We start from the raw sequence: 19,501 nt of genomic DNA, 5'->3' as shown, positions 1-19,501 counted from the left end.
GTGATATCTTTTCCTAGAAACTCTTTAAAATCGACTTTTACATACTCTACTCCCATAAATACTTTCGCTTCTGCTGCTAACTGATCTTCTGTAGCAGGAATCATATCCTTAATTAAGTCCTTATCCCCTTGTTTTACATCTACAATTACAGATAATTCCTCATATTGATCTTTTAACTCTTCAGCATATTTTTCAGCTAATACTTTAGCTTGCTCTTTTGTTATATTTTCTTTTACAGTAATATTAGCCACAGCAACATCAGGCTTTAAATAAACATCACCAGCCGATACTTCTTTTTCACTTTTCAACTCTTTATCCATTTCCGCATGTTTAACTATTTTATTAGCCTCTTTGGGTGGGTTAACTGATGGCGCTGCACCTCTAATCATCGAAGAAACAATTCCAATTATCAGAATTAAACCAATTATACTTGAACCAATTATTATTTTGTTTCTTTTTGCCGTGTTCATAATCTTCCTCCTCTATAAGTCAGTCATTTAAGTATACTATTTTTAGACATTAAGTACAATTTAAAAACACATCTAAAATATATTTGTCACCTTATCTTTATAATGAACTAATATTTTTCAAGTTTACACTTATATAACGCTTATTCCGACAAAAATATTGCACCTTTGTTAATATTTTTATATTTATTTTTTATATTTTTTTAAATTTATGACTTAGATCTAACATTTAAACTAATTTACAATCACTTTTATACTCAAATTTTCATCATTTAAATTAATAGTACTTGAACTAATTACGCTAAAGGCCTTTGTTTCACCCTCACTTATTTCATAGTCTTGTATTAGAACCTCCTCTATGTCTCCCTTTACAAAATAAATAGTTACTTTGCCACTTTCTTTTGCCTTCAAATTGACCTCCACTTTATACGTACTCTCGAAAAGTTTATAGCTTTGTGCATCTGCAGTTACAAGCTTTGCTTTCTTTACAAAGCCGATACTTGTAGAAGCCTTAGGTTGATTCCCTTTATAAGGAGTAATTTCTACATTATAATTTCCATAGGGAGTTATATTTCCTTCTACATCTTTACCATTCCAGTTGTATATGTTGAGGCCTTTCGATCCCTTATTATTTGTTATTTCATTAATGATTGAGCCATTCTCATCCTTAACTCTTAGATCATATCTTCCACTGCCAGTAAACTCCATTTTAAAGTCAACAGTATCTTGTACATCTATCTCTAATTCTTCTTTCACCACTTTACTTAAATCTATTTCCTCTTCATCTACGATTCTACCATTAATAAGATCTGTAAATATAAAACCAGCTTGGATTGCTTTTGCAAATGCAGCATATGTTATATATGTATATCCGCTTTGACCCCAATTTTCTCCATAGGAATTAATGATTTTAAAAGCACCATAACCTTCCGGAGTCTCTAAAGTATCATCATATCCTACTACTACGACTGCATGTCCCCCTAATGTATAATTTTCTGTAGTTACTATACTGGTCCCATCTGACTTGATAAGAGGATACATCCACTTAAACCCCACATTTATACCTACTACTGGCAAATCTCCTGTATTTAAATATTCTTTTGTCTTTTGTATTATATAATCTGAAGAATCATTATAGGTATAGAGCACATACCAATCTTTTATTTTGTTTGGTGCAGATTTTTGAATTATATCCCCACTTGGTTGTGTTAAGTAATCCTTTGCCACATACGGAAAGTCATAAAGAGCAGCAGCACCTTGATCTTTTAATAAGTTTCCTGCACTTTGTAGACTTGCTCCTTCATCTATGCCATCATTAATCTGATTATATATATAGCTTGGACTAAATATATGTTTTGTATTGTTTCCTACTTCCCAGCCAATGTCTTTTGCTTGTTGAAAAGTTCTAAGATAATATCCTGTTGCCCATCCAACACAGCTATTTTCAAGCTGATTTCCTATAGGTGGAAAATAACCTAAATTTGAATAATCTAGTTTTAAAGGAAGTGCCCCTAAGCTATATCCACTAGCTTTCAGATTATCTTCCACAGCTACTTTGACAACATAATTTGTTTTTATGTTTTTATCTTCTTTTAAGCCATTACTTATAGGTTGAACAATACCATTAAGTATTTCTATCCAAATACCATCTTCTTTTTGCAACATTTTTTTATAATATTCCCCTTCATACTGTGTAAAAATATTCATTTGCTCTTCAGAAATAATTTGCTTGTCCAGTAGTATTTCTCCATTTTTCAATGGATATATCTCTGATGCTGATAAAACTGAAATACTTAAGGTAAGAAAAATCGTAATTAAAATTAGTTTTTTTTTCAATGTTCAATCTCCTTTTACTGACTTCTACTATACGATTGCCATCTTGCTATTCAATGCATATATTAATGGATTGAATATTAGTATCATCAAAAGTATACAATTGTTCTTCATTTGCTTTTACATTATATTTCCCCTCAAAGATTTCTATACCATCACATACTTTATATATAGATACCTGTCCATTTTCTTCAGGTAAAATCCTTACTTTCACTCCATTGTCTTCAAAAGCTGTTGCTGATATAATCTTTGATTTTTTCTCAAAGTTTAATACAATAGCTTTTTTAGGTGATTGCCCCTTATACGCAATAACCTCTACCAAATACTCTCCTTCTTTGGCCACATTTCCATTGTAATCAGTTCCATCCCAGGTAAGCGTCTGTATTCCTTCTGATCCTCTTTGATTTAGTATTTCTTTTACAATCTTTCCATCTACGCCCTTGACAATTAAATCATACCTTCCAGCACCTATAAATTGCATTTTAAACCGTACCTCGTCTTTTATTTTAATAGGTAAGACTGTTGGTTCTGGCTCCGGTTCCTCTAATATATTTTTTGTAAAAGCTTTTAATGTTACATTTGAATTACTATAGATCGAATTTACGTTTTCCCAATTTATACCATTAGAGCTCATAAAGCTTTGCCCATTTTCAGCTTTTGCTTTAGAAGCATTTTGCATAGGTATTTCCATAGGAATTGGATATGTTCCACCAGTTCCCTTTACAATTACTGCAAATTTACTATTTGACTCTATCCATTCTTGTGGAAATGATATGGTGTGATAACCGGCGAATTCTACCGTTCCACTCACCACTCTTTTACGGGTACTTAGATTATCATCCACACTTACAAATACTTCATATTGATAATTGTCTGCCGGAACAAAGAAGCCTACTCCACTAAGATTTTCATGGTTTTGTCCAGCTTCAAACACGTTGGCAAACCATGCTGTGTTGGTTCCTCTATAACCAGAATAACTATCCATCCCCAATGGATCATATTGATATATATTATCAAATTTATTCGTATCTTCTACGATATATACTGAATTGTTCTTCCCTACGAATTTATCATTATAAGATATATAAAAATATCCTTCTTGTCCCCAGTTTTTTCCCCAACTGTTCTTCACTATAAACGCTCCGTCTTGAGATGGAGTGTTTTTAAACTTCTGTTTGCTATATGTATCATCCCATCCTACTATGACTACACTATGGTTTGTGCTGCTGCTAGCTCCATTATAATAGTAGCTGCTATCTGCATTATAGTAAGACGCATCAGTATACATACTTGTTTGTACTGCTCCATATTTCATTAAAGAATTTTTAATGAGGTTATTGTCTAAAGAATCAATTCTATCAGGTATATAGAACACATTTGTCAGGTACTTTTGTATTAATAGATTCGATGGTGAATTATAGTCACCTACCTTATACGGATCATCTGTCTCTAACACTGGCCCATCCAATCTGGCTAAATAAGCAGCAGACATAGATCTACTCCCACCACTTATAATATCAAACCCATGATTATTTTTCATATTGTTTTCTGAGAAATCCCATTCTTTTTCTGTCATAAGATAAGATTCCATTGCCCCATAGGCTGCAAAAGCCCAACAACTTCCATCTTGTCCTTGATCTTTAGTAGAACTTACTCTTTCATAATCTCTTAAATCAAATTTTGCTGGATATGACTTTACGTAGTCTTGTCCTAGTTTATCTGATGAACTTCTTTGTATTATAAAAGGTTCAGGTATTAGTCCATTTACTCTTTCTTCTCCCTTAGTACCAAGTTTTTGATTTTGCTGCATATATTCTATGAACTCAGGATTCACTGGTGCCAAAGTAGATGATAGTTTTTCTGCAAAAATAATTGCAGGTGTGAATGTAACTATCAGCATAATAACTACTATCATGGATACTATTTTATCTCTCTTTATCTTTTCCATATCTTCCCCCTTATAATTCTAACCCCCATAAGCAACTCTTTCATTGAAATAAAACCACCGCAGGCTTTAATTTATAAAGCTTGACAGTGGTTTTATATTTGTATTTTTGATCATTTTTTAAATAATGTCTTTATAGCTGCATCATCTACTGCTCCTTGTTGTCCAAATATATAAACATTATTAACTTGTGATAGTTTTCCACTTATATACTGCGTAGTTGTATACTGCAAATTACTATCATCAACAAGAACTATAGCTGTAGAATACATTGCCGCAATTGCTGAGCCTGAAAGAGCATCTGGGAAATCTTTTCCTGTAGCAACGCAAATACTTTCGAAATTTATATCACTCTCAAATCTCTTTATTATATTAATATTTCTTTCGTACTTGTCGCTACCAACTATTCTTTCTATACCTGGGAACTTATCTGCTACAAAACTACTTATTAAGTCTGTATCACCTAAAATATATGTCTTTGTAAAATACGTTTTGCTTATAAATGTATTTAGAGAATCAGGTAATACATCTTTATTCGTTAGTATTATAGGTATCCCTTTTTTAGATGCAATGGACGACGCTGATAGAGCCTCTGCATATTGCAAACCATTAGTTACCATGATTTCCCCTGATTCCGCACCTAATTTTTCGGCTATTTTAATGGAAGTTTCAAATCTATTAATTCCACCAAGTCTTTCTGTAGTTATACCCATTGTGTTAAGCTTACTTTCAACGCTTTGAGATACAACTCCAGTACCACCGGTTATAAATATATGAGATACACTTAATCTTTTAAGCTCTGTTATTACAGTTTGTGGTATTGAATTTTTACTTGTCAAAAGAATTGGCGCATTATATTTCTTTGCAAGTGGTGCTGCACTTAAAGCATCCGGATAATCGTTACCTGTAGCAAGCACCGCATAATTTGAAGTCCCTTTCCACCCTGACTGAGATATAGCTGTTGCTGTTTCGTACCTGTTATCTCCCCCAAGCCTTACAATCTTTAAATCATTTGCAGCATTAATGGTAACTATACAACTTGCAGTCTTATATCCATCTAAACTAGTAGCTGTAATAATTGTGCTTCCTACACTTATCGGGAATATCACACCACTATCTACTTTTGCAACCTCAGTATTTGAAGAAGACCAATTTATAGCTTGGTTTAAAGCATTAGTTGGATTTATAGTAACAATTAGCCTATCTGTTGTTCCAAGATCTAAACTATCCGAGATTTTATTTAAGCTTACTGATGTCACTGATGAACCTACCGCTCCTGAATTATTAACAGTAACACTACAACTAGCTTTCTTACTACCGTCAGCAGTTGTTGCTGTAATTACAGCAGAACCTGCACTTACCGCAATTAATACACCATCAGATACTTGTACTATACTTGTATCTGAAGATGCCCAGGTTACATTTTGGTTTGTTGAGGTTGTCGGATTTACAGATGCAGTCAAAATATCTGATTCTCCGACTGTTAAATAAGCTGAATTTTTATTTAAATTTATTGATATTACAGGGCTACTAACCTTAACAACGCAGCTTGCAACATTACTCCCATTAACTGTTTTGGCTGTAATTACTGCAGTTCCTGCTCCAACCCCAATTATTAATCCATTATTAACTTGTACTATTTCTGAGTCTGAAGATGACCAAGTTACTGCCTTGCTTGTCCCAGTACTCTGATTTACTGTGGCTATTAAAGTATCATTCCCAAAAATGGTTAATACAGATGAAGTTTTATTTAAACTTATAGATGCATCTCCTTGGCTCACTATAACCATACAAGATGCACTTTTATATCCATCTTCCGTAGTTACTGTAATCATTGCAGTTCCTGAACTTACCGCCATGACTACTCCATTAAACACATTTACTACACTAGTATTAGAAGATGTCCAATTTACAGTTTTATTTGTTGCAGTTATTGGATTTACAGTGGCTATTAAATTATCTACTGCATTAACTTCTAAAAGATCTGTAATTTTATTTAAACTTATTGATGTAACACCAACTACCGGCTCTGCAAATACCTGCACATTAATAGTTTGTAATAAAAAAACCATCATAAAACATATAATAATAATTGAACGTCTTTTTTTCATAATAATTCGCCCCCAGATAATATTAAATTCCATTAATATCTATTTTAACACAAACTATTTCATAGTAAAACATAATTAGTGCTAATTTCCAATATATTATTTAATAAAATGCACCTTGGATACTGTAGGGTATAATGCTTTATCCCAGGCATGATCTTTACTAATTTCATCATCTGTTAAATTAAAATAAGAATGTGATAATATAGGCCTAGATGAAGAAGGATCATCCCAAGTGGTGTCTAGATGATACCAACTTCCATCTATATTCACTAAGTTCCAGGCATGTGATGCTACCTCATTACCGTTGTTTGCAGTACCAGAAACCATTTTCACCTGAATGCCTGCACTCTTTAGCATTCTATAGGCTAATAATGCATAGCCCTCACATACCGCAGAATGGTTTACTAATGCATCATAGGGAGTATACCTAGTTAAAGAGGTATCATATTTAACATTATTTACTATCCAGTCATGTATGGCTAACTCTTTATCTGCAGTTGTCCTAGAATTACTTATCAGTTTAGGCACAATATCATTAATCTGTGCTGTAACAAGATCTTCCTGAGCCTTTGTAGTTCTATATTCTACAGTAAAATTCAAAGTAGTAGTCGTTATATCTTCGTAATTCTCCTCCGTTAATCCGCCCCTTATACTTATCATAGTATAATATTCATAGGGGTTTGTTTTGACGAGTTCATTCAATATTTGATTCGCAGTATCCTTACAATCTTGAAGGCTCCCCTTCCATTTGAAATCAAAAGTTGTTGTTCTATTTTCCATGTTAGAAATTATTTCTGACTTAAGGCTATCATGCAAAGAGATGGTAGGTATGATGTCTACAGTAGGTATAAATGAAATATTAGATTCTACTGTATTTTCAACATCCTGGCTAATTACTCCTGTTCCCCCAAAAATAATAATATGCTTAACATTATGACTCTTTAAGAAACTGATAGAATCACTGGAAATTGAATTTTTATCGGTTAAAAATACTGCCGCATTGTTTTTTGCAGCTAAAGCCGAAGCACATAGTGCATCAGGAAAATTTTCTCCTGAAACTAAATATGCAGTATCGAAATTTAAACTATCTGTAAACTTAGTAAGGACAGCTAAGTTAGTTGCATATCTGTCCTTACCACTAAGTCTTTTACTGCTGGGTAATTCTGAATCTATAGTCGAATTTAGTACACCCATACCTCCTACTATGTAAGAAGCAGGTATGTTTTTCCCTTCAATGAAGTCTGTTATATTTGAGTCTAGGCCACTTTTGGGAGATAGTAAAATAGGCATTGATTTTATTCCTGCCACGGATGCTATTGATAGAGCATCTGGGAAATCTGACCCTGTTGCAATTATAATTCCATTATTAAGGTTAGATAGCTTGGCTACTTGTTTTGAAGTGTCGTATCTATCAACTCCACCAACTCTACTGGTTGTAACACCTAGCGTTTTAAGTTGCTTTTCTATATTAATATTTATAACGCTAGTACCACCAACTATAATTGCCTGTGTAGCTTTAAGTCTTTGTATTTCTCCTATAGTTACCTCGGAAAGTGCCTTGCTATCCGTTAATAAGATAGGAGCATCTTTTGATTTACACAAGGCTGAGGCTGATAAGGCGTCTGGAAAATCTTGACCAGATGCTATTATTACTGTAGTTGCAGTTGACCAACCCTCTTGGCTAATAGCCACAGAGGTTGAGTACCTGTCACTTCCGAATACCCTTATAGCTGAAGTATCTTGTGCTAAAACAATAGAATCTGTATTAATTAACCCACAACTTAGTATCACAATAAAAAAAACAATTTTAATAAAACCTTTATAACTTTTCATGAAATTTACCCCCATCCTAAATTTGAATTGTATCCCTGGATACTTGGAAATTCAAATCTATCATACTTAATATTATATTACTAATCGTGTTCTAATAATAGGTTTATTTCCCAATTTAACTTCCTACTCCTTCTAATTTAAAAACAAAACAGACCTAAAATGAGATTTCCATTTTAGATCTGTTTTATATACTGTTTTAATTTCATAGCAGTCTATCTCATATTTTACATATTACCCCAGGGGTCTGACCCCTTTTTAACTCAGCCTTTTTCTTTTGTATAACTTTATCTATATAGATTCTAAATATATAAAATCCAATCCCGATAGGAATCCATATTGCCGCATAAAGAAGTCCGCTTTTAATATATGGAAGTATTCCTTGATAGTCCGTGCCTTTAATATTTATAGCTCTTAGTGGGTTGATAAAGGCTCCTATTGGCCAGACTAAATTAACTTTCTCAATTAGCCCCGTTGGCATCATAAATGCAGGCCAAACATAGCCGCAAGTAAGAATGGATGGTACAGACAAGAACATGCAAAGCTGCACACAAGGAAGTATCTGCCTAAATATTGCTGCCAAAACAAAACACACTGCGATTATATCAACAATAAATATTAAAAGTAGTATGAGATTGTTTAGTACTGTACCTCTAAGTGGTAAATTATAATATTTACCAATCACATAAAAGCAAGAAGTAAATCCAATTATCGCTAACATTGTCACCATGGTGATTTGTGCAACGAGTCTCCCAATCCATTTGATCCCTGCTTTTGAACGTAATTTTATACCCATCATTTTTCTCTTATCTTCTATCAGCATTGGTGCTAGCACGGATAAGATTGTCTGTTGTATCATTATCCCAATTATACCAAACATCAAATACTTCATATAGCTCATTTGAGGGTCGTACACTGTACGTTGAACGAAATTCATAGAAGTAAGAGTTTTCATAGCTTCATAAGGCACCATTCCCTTTGCCTCTAGAACTTTAAGTTGAACCCCTGCATTAAGTGTATTTAGTATTTCGCTCCCATAAGCAAAAGCATTATTTCCAACTACTAAATTAGTTCCATCTACAACAAATAATGTCTTCGGAGCATCTTGCTCACTTATATTTTTCCCAAAAGATTTTGGTATCACAAGTCCAGCACTAACTTCTTTCCTAAGAATCAATTCCTGCATCTCACTATCCGAATTTGCATACTCAGTAATTTTAAATCCTTGGCTTTCATCAAACTGTTTTATAATTGTCCTAGATGTACTTGAATTATCATGGTCTACAATGACCATAGGTATCTTATTCACGAAGGTATTGCTATATACAGCCCCAAAAACAAATGTAAAAAATACAATCATGGGAACTTGTATAATAATATTTCTCGTCCAATTAAAAACTAATGTGACTTTTTCCTTTTTAGTCATGTCTACATCCCCACCTCTGTACTGTGATTACCTATTGTTAGCTTCTTTTCTTTTCTCTTGTTCCATAAGAATTTTATACCCTTCTTAGCAAAGAATACTACCGCAGAAACTACCCAGATGTATATAATGAATTTTCCGAGCCACATAATATCACTTGCAATATAGCTAATACCAATAGCCTTCATATTTAAATCTCTCATTGGTTCTGCGTAATGTACATAAGGTATCATTAAACCTAGTTTCTGAAAGAACGCTGGTACAGCCATTAGAGGGAATGTAAAGCCTCCGAGTATACTAGTAGGTAACACTAGTATTGCTGCTACCTGAGTAGCTAAAACCTTTTTAGGAATAATTAGACTTGAAATCATTCCCACACTAATCATAGCCGTGGAATACAGCAATGTTAATGCTAACGCCCCTTTCAGGGTACCTAAAAAAGGCACCCCAAAATAATGAACCTGTATCCCTAGAGTAATAATAATCGAAATAGTTCCTAGCACTCCCCAAATGAGTGCTTTGCTAATATGAAAAACAAAATATTTTTCATCACCACGTACACGATCTGCACCTATCATAACCAAACCTACTTGAATAACTGATATAAGCATTCCTGATATATAGAAATTAACATAATTTCTAGTTGGATTATTTAATATTCTATAAGTAAAAAACATAGGTTGAACTGTTTTAATCGATTGACCTGGAAGTATGTTTAGTTTACCCTCCATAACCTGTTTCAAATATCCAGTTTTAATAGTTAACAATATTTCTGTCATTCTAGCCTTCGCTGCACTGATGCTAGACATTTGTGAACCATCATAAAACACAAGAACGTTCTGTCCTTTTCCTTCTAATAGGTTTTGTGAAAATGAGGCTGGTATTATCACTCCCACCATGACTTTTCCTTCTTCTATATACTTCTCTACATCACTATCCTTTTGCGAATAAACAGCAATGTCAAAAATTTCATTGTCTTTTATTTCTTGAATAATTGTTCGGCTAAGAGCTGAATTATCTCTATCTACAATAATTGTTGGTATATTGCTAATTTGTTTGGCTTGCATGCTATAACCAAATAAAAAGCTTAAAGAAATCGGAATACCAAATAGCATTATAAAAAGCATTAATCTCTTTTTAAAGAGCACGACCCAATTCATTACTTTTCTCCAAAAATGTATATTCTTCATAATTATTTCGCAGCTTTCGTAGTAACTTTTTTCTTACCGAAGTCCACTAAAGCAGTCATTCCCGGGTGTAATTCTTTGTCTATTTTAGTAAACTCTACCTTAACACCGTAGGATAAAATATCATACTGCCCATTATCGTTGGTTGCCCTCTTTGTTGCAAAATCTGGTTTTTGATTTATTCTAACAACCTTTCCCGCAAAATTTTCACTTTCATAGGCTATTAATTTAACATTAACCTTTTGCCCAAGGGCAACACTAGAGAGGGTTTTCTCCTCAACTTTCACTTCTATCCAAGGTTTATCTATATTTGAAATTACAATCAATGGCATTCCTGTAGAAACCAGCTCGCCAACCGCTGGATTAATCATCGTTATAACTCCATTTGTTGGTGCTATAATTGTAGTGTCCTTAATATAAGATTGCGCCTCTTGCGCCGCTCCTTGTGCCTTAGCTATTAGACCTTGTGCCGCTTGAACCATAGCATCAGCTTGATTAACTAAGGCATTTGCAGCTACCTTATCTTCCGCTCTTGCCCCAGCCACTGCTTGATCATAAGTCTGTTTAGCTACTTCCATTTGGGTAGCTGCACCTTGCATCTTTACAGAAGTTTCATCATCGGTCTGCTTTGAAACAATTCCTTCTAAAAATAAAGAATGTATCCTATCATAAGAGTCCTTCGCTACCTTATCTTGACTCTGTGCAAATTCATAAGCGGCTTTTGCTTTTGCTATATCTTCTGGCTGAGCACCATTTTGTGCCTTTAATAATTGAGCAGCCGCTGCGGCTTTTGAAGCTTCTGCTGCTTTCTTCTGTCCGGTAGCGGCTGCAATTGCACCCTCTGCTTGAGCTTTTTTAGCCATAAAAGCTTCACTAGCTATTGTCATTAGCACATCACCTTTTTTGACTCTATCCCCTTCAGCTACTTTTATCTTTGTTATATTTCCTGGTACTTTTGTATTTATATTAGTTTCATCAGACTCTATGGCACCTTGAACTATAAAATTCTGTTCTTGTTCTTTAATTAATTTTTCTGCTGCTACTCTTAAGTTAGTAACTGATATAGTTTTAACACCGTAACGAATAAGTGCTGTGCCACCTATAACTATTGTAATAACCAATATAGAAATTATTATTTTTTTCTTTTTACTCATTTTTAAATTACCCCCTAATAAAACATAATAATTAAAACAAACTACTTTTAGGAAAATATATTTGAAGCAAATATTTTTGAATTTTTTCTAAAAGTGAATTGGCAACATTTCTCTCTTCAATAGATAAAAAAGTCATGATTTCAGAAGAGAACTTTTTATATTCAGGCAATACTTCTGCGAGTACTCGCTTGCCTTCCTTGGTTATTATAGTTTTTATACTTCTTCTATCAGTAGGATTGTTAATTCTAATAAAATAACCATAGCTCTCCATTCTATCCACTAAAGAAGTTATATTAGCTTTTGTCACTCTCATTTTATTTCCAAGATCAGATAATGTCAGTCCTTCCTCGCCAGCCAAATATACCACATATAGAGAATAGAATTGTGTTTTAGATAAACCTATTTTCTTATAGTATATTTCAAATACATTATCTATCAAAAAGGTAGTCTTTATAAAATTACCTAGTATTTTCGTAGATACGTCATCAATCCAATCGTAGGCATTTTCTAAATTATCCATTTTGTTCAATAGTAATCACTCTCACTTTATATAGTTTTTAAATTGCTGTGCATGTGCAAAGTACTCTATTTTCGCCTTATTAAGATCAATAGTAGCAGCGTTTAAAATCTCTTGTGCAGAGTCCACACTAAGTTGTACGCTTTGCCCCTGATTTAGTCTTGCCTGCTCTGCCTTAAGAAGCGTCTCTGCTTTATCACAATCTAGTTTTTTAGTTAAAACGATATTATTAGAATTTAATACATTATTGTAATCCGTTCTTATTTGAGATTCTACATTTCTGCTTTCATCTGTCAAATCATATCCTAAGTTTACAATGGTATCCCCTAAAGTTTCGGACCAAGATTTATAGTCCGTATTTGGGGATGCTGCCCTTACAAGTTGATTCGGATCTGTATCATATTCATCTGCAATGCCTTTTTCTTTTTTATCCAGTCTTATTTCTTCATTCATAGCCGTTATGGTATGATATTCTTTTGACATCTTCACTACTACGTCATCTAAATTGTCTACTTTATATTCTTCATATGGAATATCCGTAGTTTTTACAGTTAAAGCTGCATCTACATTTTTACCCATATTAATATTTAGCTTCATTCTTATATTCTCTTTATCATTAACTAACTGCAAAAGTTCGGTCTCTGCATCATTTACATTAACCTGATCATCAATTAAAGTGTACCCCGCTTCTGTTCCTATATCTATTCCCTGTTTTTTATTTTGTAAAACTTTTTTTAGTCTTTCAATTTTACTCTTCTGAAGTTCAATTATTTGATCTTGCAACACATATTGATAATAATACTCTTTAGAGGAGAGGACAACCTCATCCTGATTTTGCTGTTTGTCCCACAGAAGATTATGTAATTCTAGCTCTCTTCTAGGTGGGTTAACATTTAACCTCATCTCTCTTTGATAATCTGTTTCGTCTGCTCTCGTCCCTCTGTCATAATTTGTTTCCTCGTCATATGGGACAACAGCGTTGATCTTTTCAGTGACTATCTTGATTTTTTTATCATATAGACTTAAAGAGGAATTACCACTAGCAACAGCAGCAATAACACTCGTTATATCCATAACTCCTGTACTTTTTTCGGAAACTCCAAATACAGGCATACCAATTGTGCTGAATATTCCTAGTATCGCTAAAGATGAAACTATTAATTTAGCCTTTTTATTCATACTATTCACCTATCCCTTCCATTACATATTTAGTACCTATTTTACAGTTTGCTTCAAGAGCATACAGTGCATTATTATAATCTCTTAATGCTTTGTTATTATCCATTTGCGCTTTGTTTTTTCCAAGTTCTACTAGCCAAAGCATGGACAAAGGCTGCATTCCTGTTTCATAGCTAGTATTAATTACATTATATTGATTATTAGCTTGTTCGACCTTTTGAGAACTTAATTTCAACGCCGATTGTTTTTGTTTTACATCCAAGTAATCACTTTGTATTTCTATTTCTATTTGTTTACTTGTTTGCTCTTCCTCTAATTTAGCCTGTTCTATTTCCTGCTCTGCCTCTATATACTCCACATCTTCTTTATTAAAGTATCCTTGTAAATCATCGAAGATTTCTTGTTTTTCAGCTATAGTTATTTTAGCATCCAAAATTTCCGCTCTGTTTTTCATAGCACTAGTTAAATATTCATCATAAGTAAGTGCATCCTTTGTTTCTATTTTTTTATCTATAAAATTATAATTATCCTTTAAATTCACACCTAAAGATTTATTTAGCTGAGTTTTACCATTTTCAACATCTCTTTGTAGATTATCTAAATTCAATTTAGACTTTTGAAGCTCCATTTGGGCCAAATTCTTCTCCATTTCAGAAGCAACACCCACTTCATATTTTTCAACTAGCTGTCCATAATCCTTGACTTGCTTATCATAAAGCTGCTTTGTGAGATTATAACCATCTTCTGCATATAGTATAGTATCATAACCTTGTTTAACCAATACATCCGTAGCACTTTGTATTACTTCACGTTGTAAATTTGTTTTATCCATCATATCTTGAGCAATATACCAGGGTATATTTTTTAGATATACAAATGTAGCGTATGTCTTTGCAGGAGATAAGACTTTAGGTTTGTCACCGCCAGTAGTAGGGTCAAACTCGGTAAGTCCTACCAACGATAGCTTATTACCGGCTTTCTTTAACTCAGCTATCTGTGAATCTGCTTTTGCTAACAACCCTTGTGCTTGAACTTTAGTTAAATGATTTGTATTTGTATCGCTATTTACTATTGCTGCTATGGTACCATTACGAGTTTCCTCATCTGGTATTTGTTCAGCATGGTTAAATAATCCTATAAGTGTAACTAAACCTTTATAATTAGCTATACTTTCTGCACTATATGCCATTTGATAAGCGGACTTATACTGTTCAAGACTGTATTTCAAACTCACTACCTCAGTACTAATTTCTTTATACTTATCGTAATTTCTCTTTATGGTTACGAGTCCTCTATCCACTTTAAGCAACTTAGTGCTATTTTTAAGTGCTGTATCTACAGCCTGCTGCTTGCCCATATCCTGAGTTACACTTGCATCATCTGCTTTAACTTTAGCAGAGGTACCTATAGCAAAAATACATAATAAAACTAATGCACGACTTATATTTTTAAACATATTTTTCTTTTTCACTGTGGCTTTTCACCTCTCTTAATTATTTTAGTACACATATATACTATAAATGTATATATGATATAATATCATACGAGTAAAATGTTGTCAACATTAGCAATGTAATCTTTTCATGTGATTTTTCTTACAAAAATAAGCCACCATCCCTTTCGGGGTGATGACTTATCACTTGTTTACTTTACATGTTTTATATTGAGGTTAGGTCCCTTTACCCTAATGAATGTTTCCCGTTATATAAATGTCGTATCCAACAAATCCGATTGAAACTGAATTGTCCCCTTTAGTATATATTGTCACTTGCTTTCCATTAACTATATTTGTTTCAGAAAGTTTAAAGCCACTATCTACTAACGATTTAGAAAAAGACATGACAAAATTATTTAGTACTGATGACATTGAATAGTAATAGGTTATATATTCAGCATCCTCTGCTACTGAAACTTTGTAATAATTTGCATTTACAGGTACAGGTACATCCGAAAGTAAAGGAAAATAACTTGTTGTAACAGGTGTAGTTGATGCTGCTAATTGAGCTAAGGTTGTAGTTGTCGTTGTTGATATATTGATTAATGGCTTGACTTCATTTATAGGAATAGCATAGTTGTATCCACTTGACGCAACTGCTTCTAAATAGGTGATTCCAACTACTTGTCCACTCATATTAAACAGACCACCACCAGAACTACCTTTATCTATAGTAGCACTTATTTGAATATCTTTACCAACTCTACTATTGTTTCTATTTAAACCACTAACAATTCCAGTAGCAACGGTGTTTTGGATTCCTGCGGGACTTCCTATAGTAACTATTGAGTCCCCTAATTGTAGGGTATCTGAATCCCCTAGTCCAACTTTAGGCAGATTACTTGCATTTTTTAATGTTAGAATTGCTAGATCCTTTTCTTTGCTATAGCCTAAAATTTCATCAACCTCATACTTTGTTCCATCTTCAAGTACAACGTCAACAAAATAAGCCCCATTTATAACATTATAATTAGTTACAACTTTACCATCTGAGGTTATTATACACCCACTTCCAGTGGCAAAAACATTATTATTCTTGTCTTTTGCTTCTAGTTTAACAATAGCATTAACATTTTTAGCAATATCAGTTACGCTTAAATCAGTATTTGTAGTTGTATCTATTAAATTGTTAATAGTGTCCTCAGTTACAACCCCAGTACCACCTAATATTTTAAGATTATTCAAGGCAATAGAATTTTCACTAAAATAGTTTTTTTCAGAACTACAATCATTTCCCACTAAAAACATAGCATTAGAGTTTTTACCTGCCAAAATAGAACCAGTTAAACCATCTGGAAAATTCTCACCTGATGTCATGTATACTGTATTAAAATCTAAATCACTTTTAAATCTATCAATGACAGCTAAATTCCTTTGGTATTTATCCCCTCCGCTTATTTCTTCAACATTCGTAAGTGTGGATAAAGTGCTCTCGTCTAATGAAGAACCCGCACCGACAACATAGGTTTTAGTTATATTGTGGCTATTAATGTAAGACTTCACCACTCTTGGAATTACATTATGTCCAATTAGTATTATGGGCATGTTTCTTTTTACAGCTATTGGTGAAATAGATAAAGCATCCGGGAAATCCTCACCAGTCACAATAAAGATCTCGCTAACATTATCTAGTTGCTCCGCTACCTTAATGGCAGTCTCATATCTATCTGCACCAGCGAATCTTGTAGTCCTTATTCCCATTAATTTTATTTTGTTTTCAACTGTGGTTGAAATAACACCAGTGCCACCAATAATTAAAATATTTTTTGCTTTTAATCCCTTTATGGCATTAATTGTTTCTGTAGGAATCCCATCTTTTTGTGTTAGCATAATGGGTGCATTATATTTTTTCGCTAGTGGAGCTGCACTTAAAGCATCAGGAAAATTTGCGCCACTAGTAAGTATAACGTAATCAGATTGTTGCCATCCATCTAGTGCAACGGCCGCTGAGGTTGCATACCTATTTAAGCCAGATAATCTGGTAATTTTAGTTGCAGCTTCAACCTTTACAGATATAAACGATAGCAACGTAAATATCAATAAGATAGAGAAAATTTTATTTTGAGTTTTTAACATTTGATGATCCCCCTTTTGGATATATACTACTAATATTCATAATTATGTTCATTTTTACTCTATCTTTATTTTATCAGAAAATTATATTTTATTCTATACTAATTATTAATATCTATATAGTAAAAGATGACGTAAAGCATATAGAGAAGAAGGTATATTACCCTTTACCTAATTTACAACCAGTTTTATACTTATGCCTTTTTCATTTAAATTAATAGTACTAGTATTACTTACACTAAAGGTTTTTATCTCTCCTGCACTTATGGCACTGTCTTTTATTAGAACTTCTTCCTTATCTCCTTTTACAAAATATACAGATACTTTACCACTTTCTTTTGCTTTTACATCGACTTGTGCCTTGTATATATTTCCATTTAGTTCATATTTTTCTGCATCTATAGTTACTAGCTTTGACTTCTTTACAAAGTTTGTAATTGTAGAATCCTTAGGTTGTTGTCCCTTATATGGAATAACTTCTAATCTGTAATTGCCTTCTGGTACTATATTCCCTGATACATCTTCACCATTCCAGGTGTATATATTGAGTCCTAAAGAACCTTGATTGTTTGACATTTCCTTAATAATTGTGTCATTTTCATCTTTTATTTCCAAGTCATATCTACCACTTCCAGTAAAGTTCATTCGAAAGTCTACAGTATCTTGTACTTCTGTCTCTAAATTTTCTACCCCTACTTTACTTAAGTCAATTTCTGCTGATACTACATTAGAAGAAGATATACTATTAAAGGCTTGAAAATATCTCTTCACATAAGTTTGTGTTTGCAATTTTTCTATGTATTCTCCGCTATATACAATAGAAATAATATTAAGATTCTCATCTAAAACCTTATATCCGCTAGCATTTGTTACGTTTCCCCAAGTAAACTTTAAAGTATCTTCTGATACTAAATTTGGAGTTACCGTCCCCATTTCATCTACAATCTCACCATTTACAAGATCAGTAAAAACAAACCCTTGGAGTGCCGCTTTTGCAAAAGCCTCATAGGTCATATAGGTATATCCTTGTTGTCCCCAATTCGTTCCATAGGAATTAATGATTTTAAAAGCACCATAACCCTCTGGAGTCACTAAATTATCTTCATAACCTACTACTACAACTGCATGTCCTCCTAATATATAATTCTCTGTGGTAACTATACTAGTCCCATCTGACCTAATAAGAGGATACATCCACTTAAACCCCACATTCATACCTACTATTGGTAAATCTCCTGTATTCAAATACTCTTTTGTCTTTTGTACTATATAATCTGAAGAATCATTATTGGTATAGAGCACATACCAATCTCTTATTTTGTTTGGTCCGGATTTTTGAATCACTTCACTGCTTGGTTGTGTTAAGTAATCCTTTGCTACATATGGAAAGTCATAGAGCGTAGCAGCTCCTTCATTTTTCAATAAATTTCCTGCATCATTCAGAGTTGCCCCTTCATCAACACCGCCATTAATTTGATTATATATAAAACTAGTACTAAAAATATGTCTTGCATTACTTCCTACACCCCAGCCAATATCTTTTGCCTGCTGAAAAGTTCTAAGATAATATCCTGCCGCCCACGCAACACAACTATTTTCCTGTTGATTTCCTATAGGTGGAAAATAGCCTAAATTAGAATAGTCTAACTTTGAAGGAAGTTGATTTAAATTAAGTCCATTGGCTTGTAATTTATCCTCTAAAGCTTTTTCCACAGCATGATTTGTACTTAGTTTCTCTTCACCTTTTAACCCTGTATATTTAACTTGTGCTACATTACTTTCTAATTCCACCCAATTACCATCTATGTTTTCCAATATTTTTCTGTAATATATTTCTTTGATTTTAGTGAATACTTCTACTTTGTCTGAAGATAAATCCCTTTTATCTAATAAGACTTCTCCATCTTTAAGAGAATATAAATCCTGCGCCCCTGCCAATACAACTTGATTGATTGACAAGATTTCTTCACTTTTAGTTGCATATATTTTACTTCCATATGAATTCAAAGTGTTTAAACAGAATAAGATTGTAAATATAATCATTGCATTTTTCATCACTTTTTTCATTACTTCTAACTCCTTAATAAGTATTATATACCCATGCTAATTCGCCTTTGTGTTGAGTTGGATTGTCAACACTTTATTGTACAAATTTTATTTGGTCATGTTTGCTAGGCGATATTCTACTGGTGTCATATAATTTAGAGCACTATGAATACGCTTATTGTTATACCATAGTACATAACTTCGTAAATCTTTTTTTAGCTCTTCCAAACTTTTAAAAATC

14 protein-coding genes are annotated in these 19,501 nt (G+C 33.2%); all 14 read right to left on the bottom strand.

The window, feature by feature from the left end:
* Positions 1-470, bottom strand: a 470-nt coding sequence (locus ACJAX4_RS12865) for a hypothetical protein (RefSeq protein WP_435789859.1), incomplete at its 3' end; no start/stop codon positions are given.
* 231 nt (positions 471-701) lie between these two features.
* On the bottom strand, positions 702-2,303 hold the full coding sequence (locus tag ACJAX4_RS12860) for a FlgD immunoglobulin-like domain containing protein (protein ID WP_435789858.1): 1,602 nt from the start codon (positions 2,301-2,303) through the stop codon (positions 702-704).
* A gap of 46 nt (positions 2,304-2,349) precedes the next feature.
* Positions 2,350-4,248, bottom strand: a complete 1,899-nt coding sequence (locus tag ACJAX4_RS12855; protein WP_435789857.1) for a lectin like domain-containing protein — start codon at positions 4,246-4,248, stop codon at positions 2,350-2,352.
* 110 nt (positions 4,249-4,358) lie between these two features.
* The gene (locus tag ACJAX4_RS12850; protein ID WP_435789856.1) at positions 4,359-6,356 is read right to left on the bottom strand and encodes a cell wall-binding repeat-containing protein; all 1,998 of its coding nucleotides are present in this window, start codon (positions 6,354-6,356) and stop codon (positions 4,359-4,361) included.
* 96 nt (positions 6,357-6,452) lie between these two features.
* The gene (locus tag ACJAX4_RS12845) at positions 6,453-8,189 is read right to left on the bottom strand and encodes a cell wall-binding repeat-containing protein (protein ID WP_435789855.1); all 1,737 of its coding nucleotides are present in this window, start codon (positions 8,187-8,189) and stop codon (positions 6,453-6,455) included.
* 217 nt (positions 8,190-8,406) lie between these two features.
* On the bottom strand, positions 8,407-9,612 hold the full coding sequence (locus tag ACJAX4_RS12840) for an ABC transporter permease (RefSeq protein WP_435789854.1): 1,206 nt from the start codon (positions 9,610-9,612) through the stop codon (positions 8,407-8,409).
* Positions 9,613-9,614: 2 nt separating this feature from the next.
* Positions 9,615-10,769, bottom strand: coding sequence for an ABC transporter permease (locus tag ACJAX4_RS12835; protein ID WP_435789853.1), 1,155 nt, complete (start codon positions 10,767-10,769; stop codon positions 9,615-9,617).
* Between the two features lie 32 nt (positions 10,770-10,801).
* On the bottom strand, positions 10,802-11,950 hold the full coding sequence (locus ACJAX4_RS12830; RefSeq protein ID WP_435789852.1) for an HlyD family secretion protein: 1,149 nt from the start codon (positions 11,948-11,950) through the stop codon (positions 10,802-10,804).
* Positions 11,951-11,981: 31 nt separating this feature from the next.
* The gene (locus tag ACJAX4_RS12825; protein ID WP_435789861.1) at positions 11,982-12,470 is read right to left on the bottom strand and encodes a MarR family winged helix-turn-helix transcriptional regulator; all 489 of its coding nucleotides are present in this window, start codon (positions 12,468-12,470) and stop codon (positions 11,982-11,984) included.
* Between the two features lie 21 nt (positions 12,471-12,491).
* Positions 12,492-13,646, bottom strand: coding sequence for a TolC family protein (locus tag ACJAX4_RS12820; RefSeq protein ID WP_435789851.1), 1,155 nt, complete (start codon positions 13,644-13,646; stop codon positions 12,492-12,494).
* A 1-nt stretch (position 13,647) separates the two neighbouring features.
* Positions 13,648-15,117 (bottom strand): TolC family protein, encoded by a 1,470-nt coding sequence (locus tag ACJAX4_RS12815; protein WP_435789850.1) that lies wholly within the window; start codon positions 15,115-15,117, stop codon positions 13,648-13,650.
* A gap of 213 nt (positions 15,118-15,330) precedes the next feature.
* A complete protein-coding gene (locus ACJAX4_RS12810; RefSeq protein WP_435789849.1) occupies positions 15,331-17,217 on the bottom strand; it encodes a cell wall-binding repeat-containing protein in 1,887 nt (628 codons plus the stop codon).
* 168 nt (positions 17,218-17,385) lie between these two features.
* A complete protein-coding gene (locus ACJAX4_RS12805; RefSeq protein WP_435789848.1) occupies positions 17,386-19,281 on the bottom strand; it encodes a FlgD immunoglobulin-like domain containing protein in 1,896 nt (631 codons plus the stop codon).
* Positions 19,282-19,368: 87 nt separating this feature from the next.
* Positions 19,369-19,501: IS3 family transposase (locus ACJAX4_RS12800; RefSeq protein ID WP_435789860.1), on the bottom strand; the 133-nt coding region annotated here is incomplete at its 5' end.

This window comes from Clostridium sp. (genome assembly GCF_051278035.1).
Lineage (GTDB): Bacteria > Bacillota > Clostridia > Clostridiales > Clostridiaceae > Clostridium_AD.
Note: the sequence above shows the minus strand (reverse complement) of the source record. Positions and strands in the feature narration are given on the sequence as shown.

Coding starts and splice junctions, on each gene's coding strand:
- ACJAX4_RS12835 (WP_435789853.1), bottom strand. CDS start 10,769: ATGAATTGGGTCGTGCTCTTTAAAAAGAGATTAATGCTTTTTATAATG.
- ACJAX4_RS12855 (WP_435789857.1), bottom strand. CDS start 4,248: ATGGAAAAGATAAAGAGAGATAAAATAGTATCCATGATAGTAGTTATT.
- ACJAX4_RS12810 (WP_435789849.1), bottom strand. CDS start 17,217: ATGTTAAAAACTCAAAATAAAATTTTCTCTATCTTATTGATATTTACG.
- ACJAX4_RS12825 (WP_435789861.1), bottom strand. CDS start 12,470: ATGGATAATTTAGAAAATGCCTACGATTGGATTGATGACGTATCTACG.
- ACJAX4_RS12830 (WP_435789852.1), bottom strand. CDS start 11,950: ATGAGTAAAAAGAAAAAAATAATAATTTCTATATTGGTTATTACAATA.
- ACJAX4_RS12845 (WP_435789855.1), bottom strand. CDS start 8,189: ATGAAAAGTTATAAAGGTTTTATTAAAATTGTTTTTTTTATTGTGATA.
- ACJAX4_RS12820 (WP_435789851.1), bottom strand. CDS start 13,646: ATGAATAAAAAGGCTAAATTAATAGTTTCATCTTTAGCGATACTAGGA.
- ACJAX4_RS12805 (WP_435789848.1), bottom strand. CDS start 19,281: ATGAAAAAAGTGATGAAAAATGCAATGATTATATTTACAATCTTATTC.
- ACJAX4_RS12840 (WP_435789854.1), bottom strand. CDS start 9,612: ATGACTAAAAAGGAAAAAGTCACATTAGTTTTTAATTGGACGAGAAAT.
- ACJAX4_RS12850 (WP_435789856.1), bottom strand. CDS start 6,356: ATGAAAAAAAGACGTTCAATTATTATTATATGTTTTATGATGGTTTTT.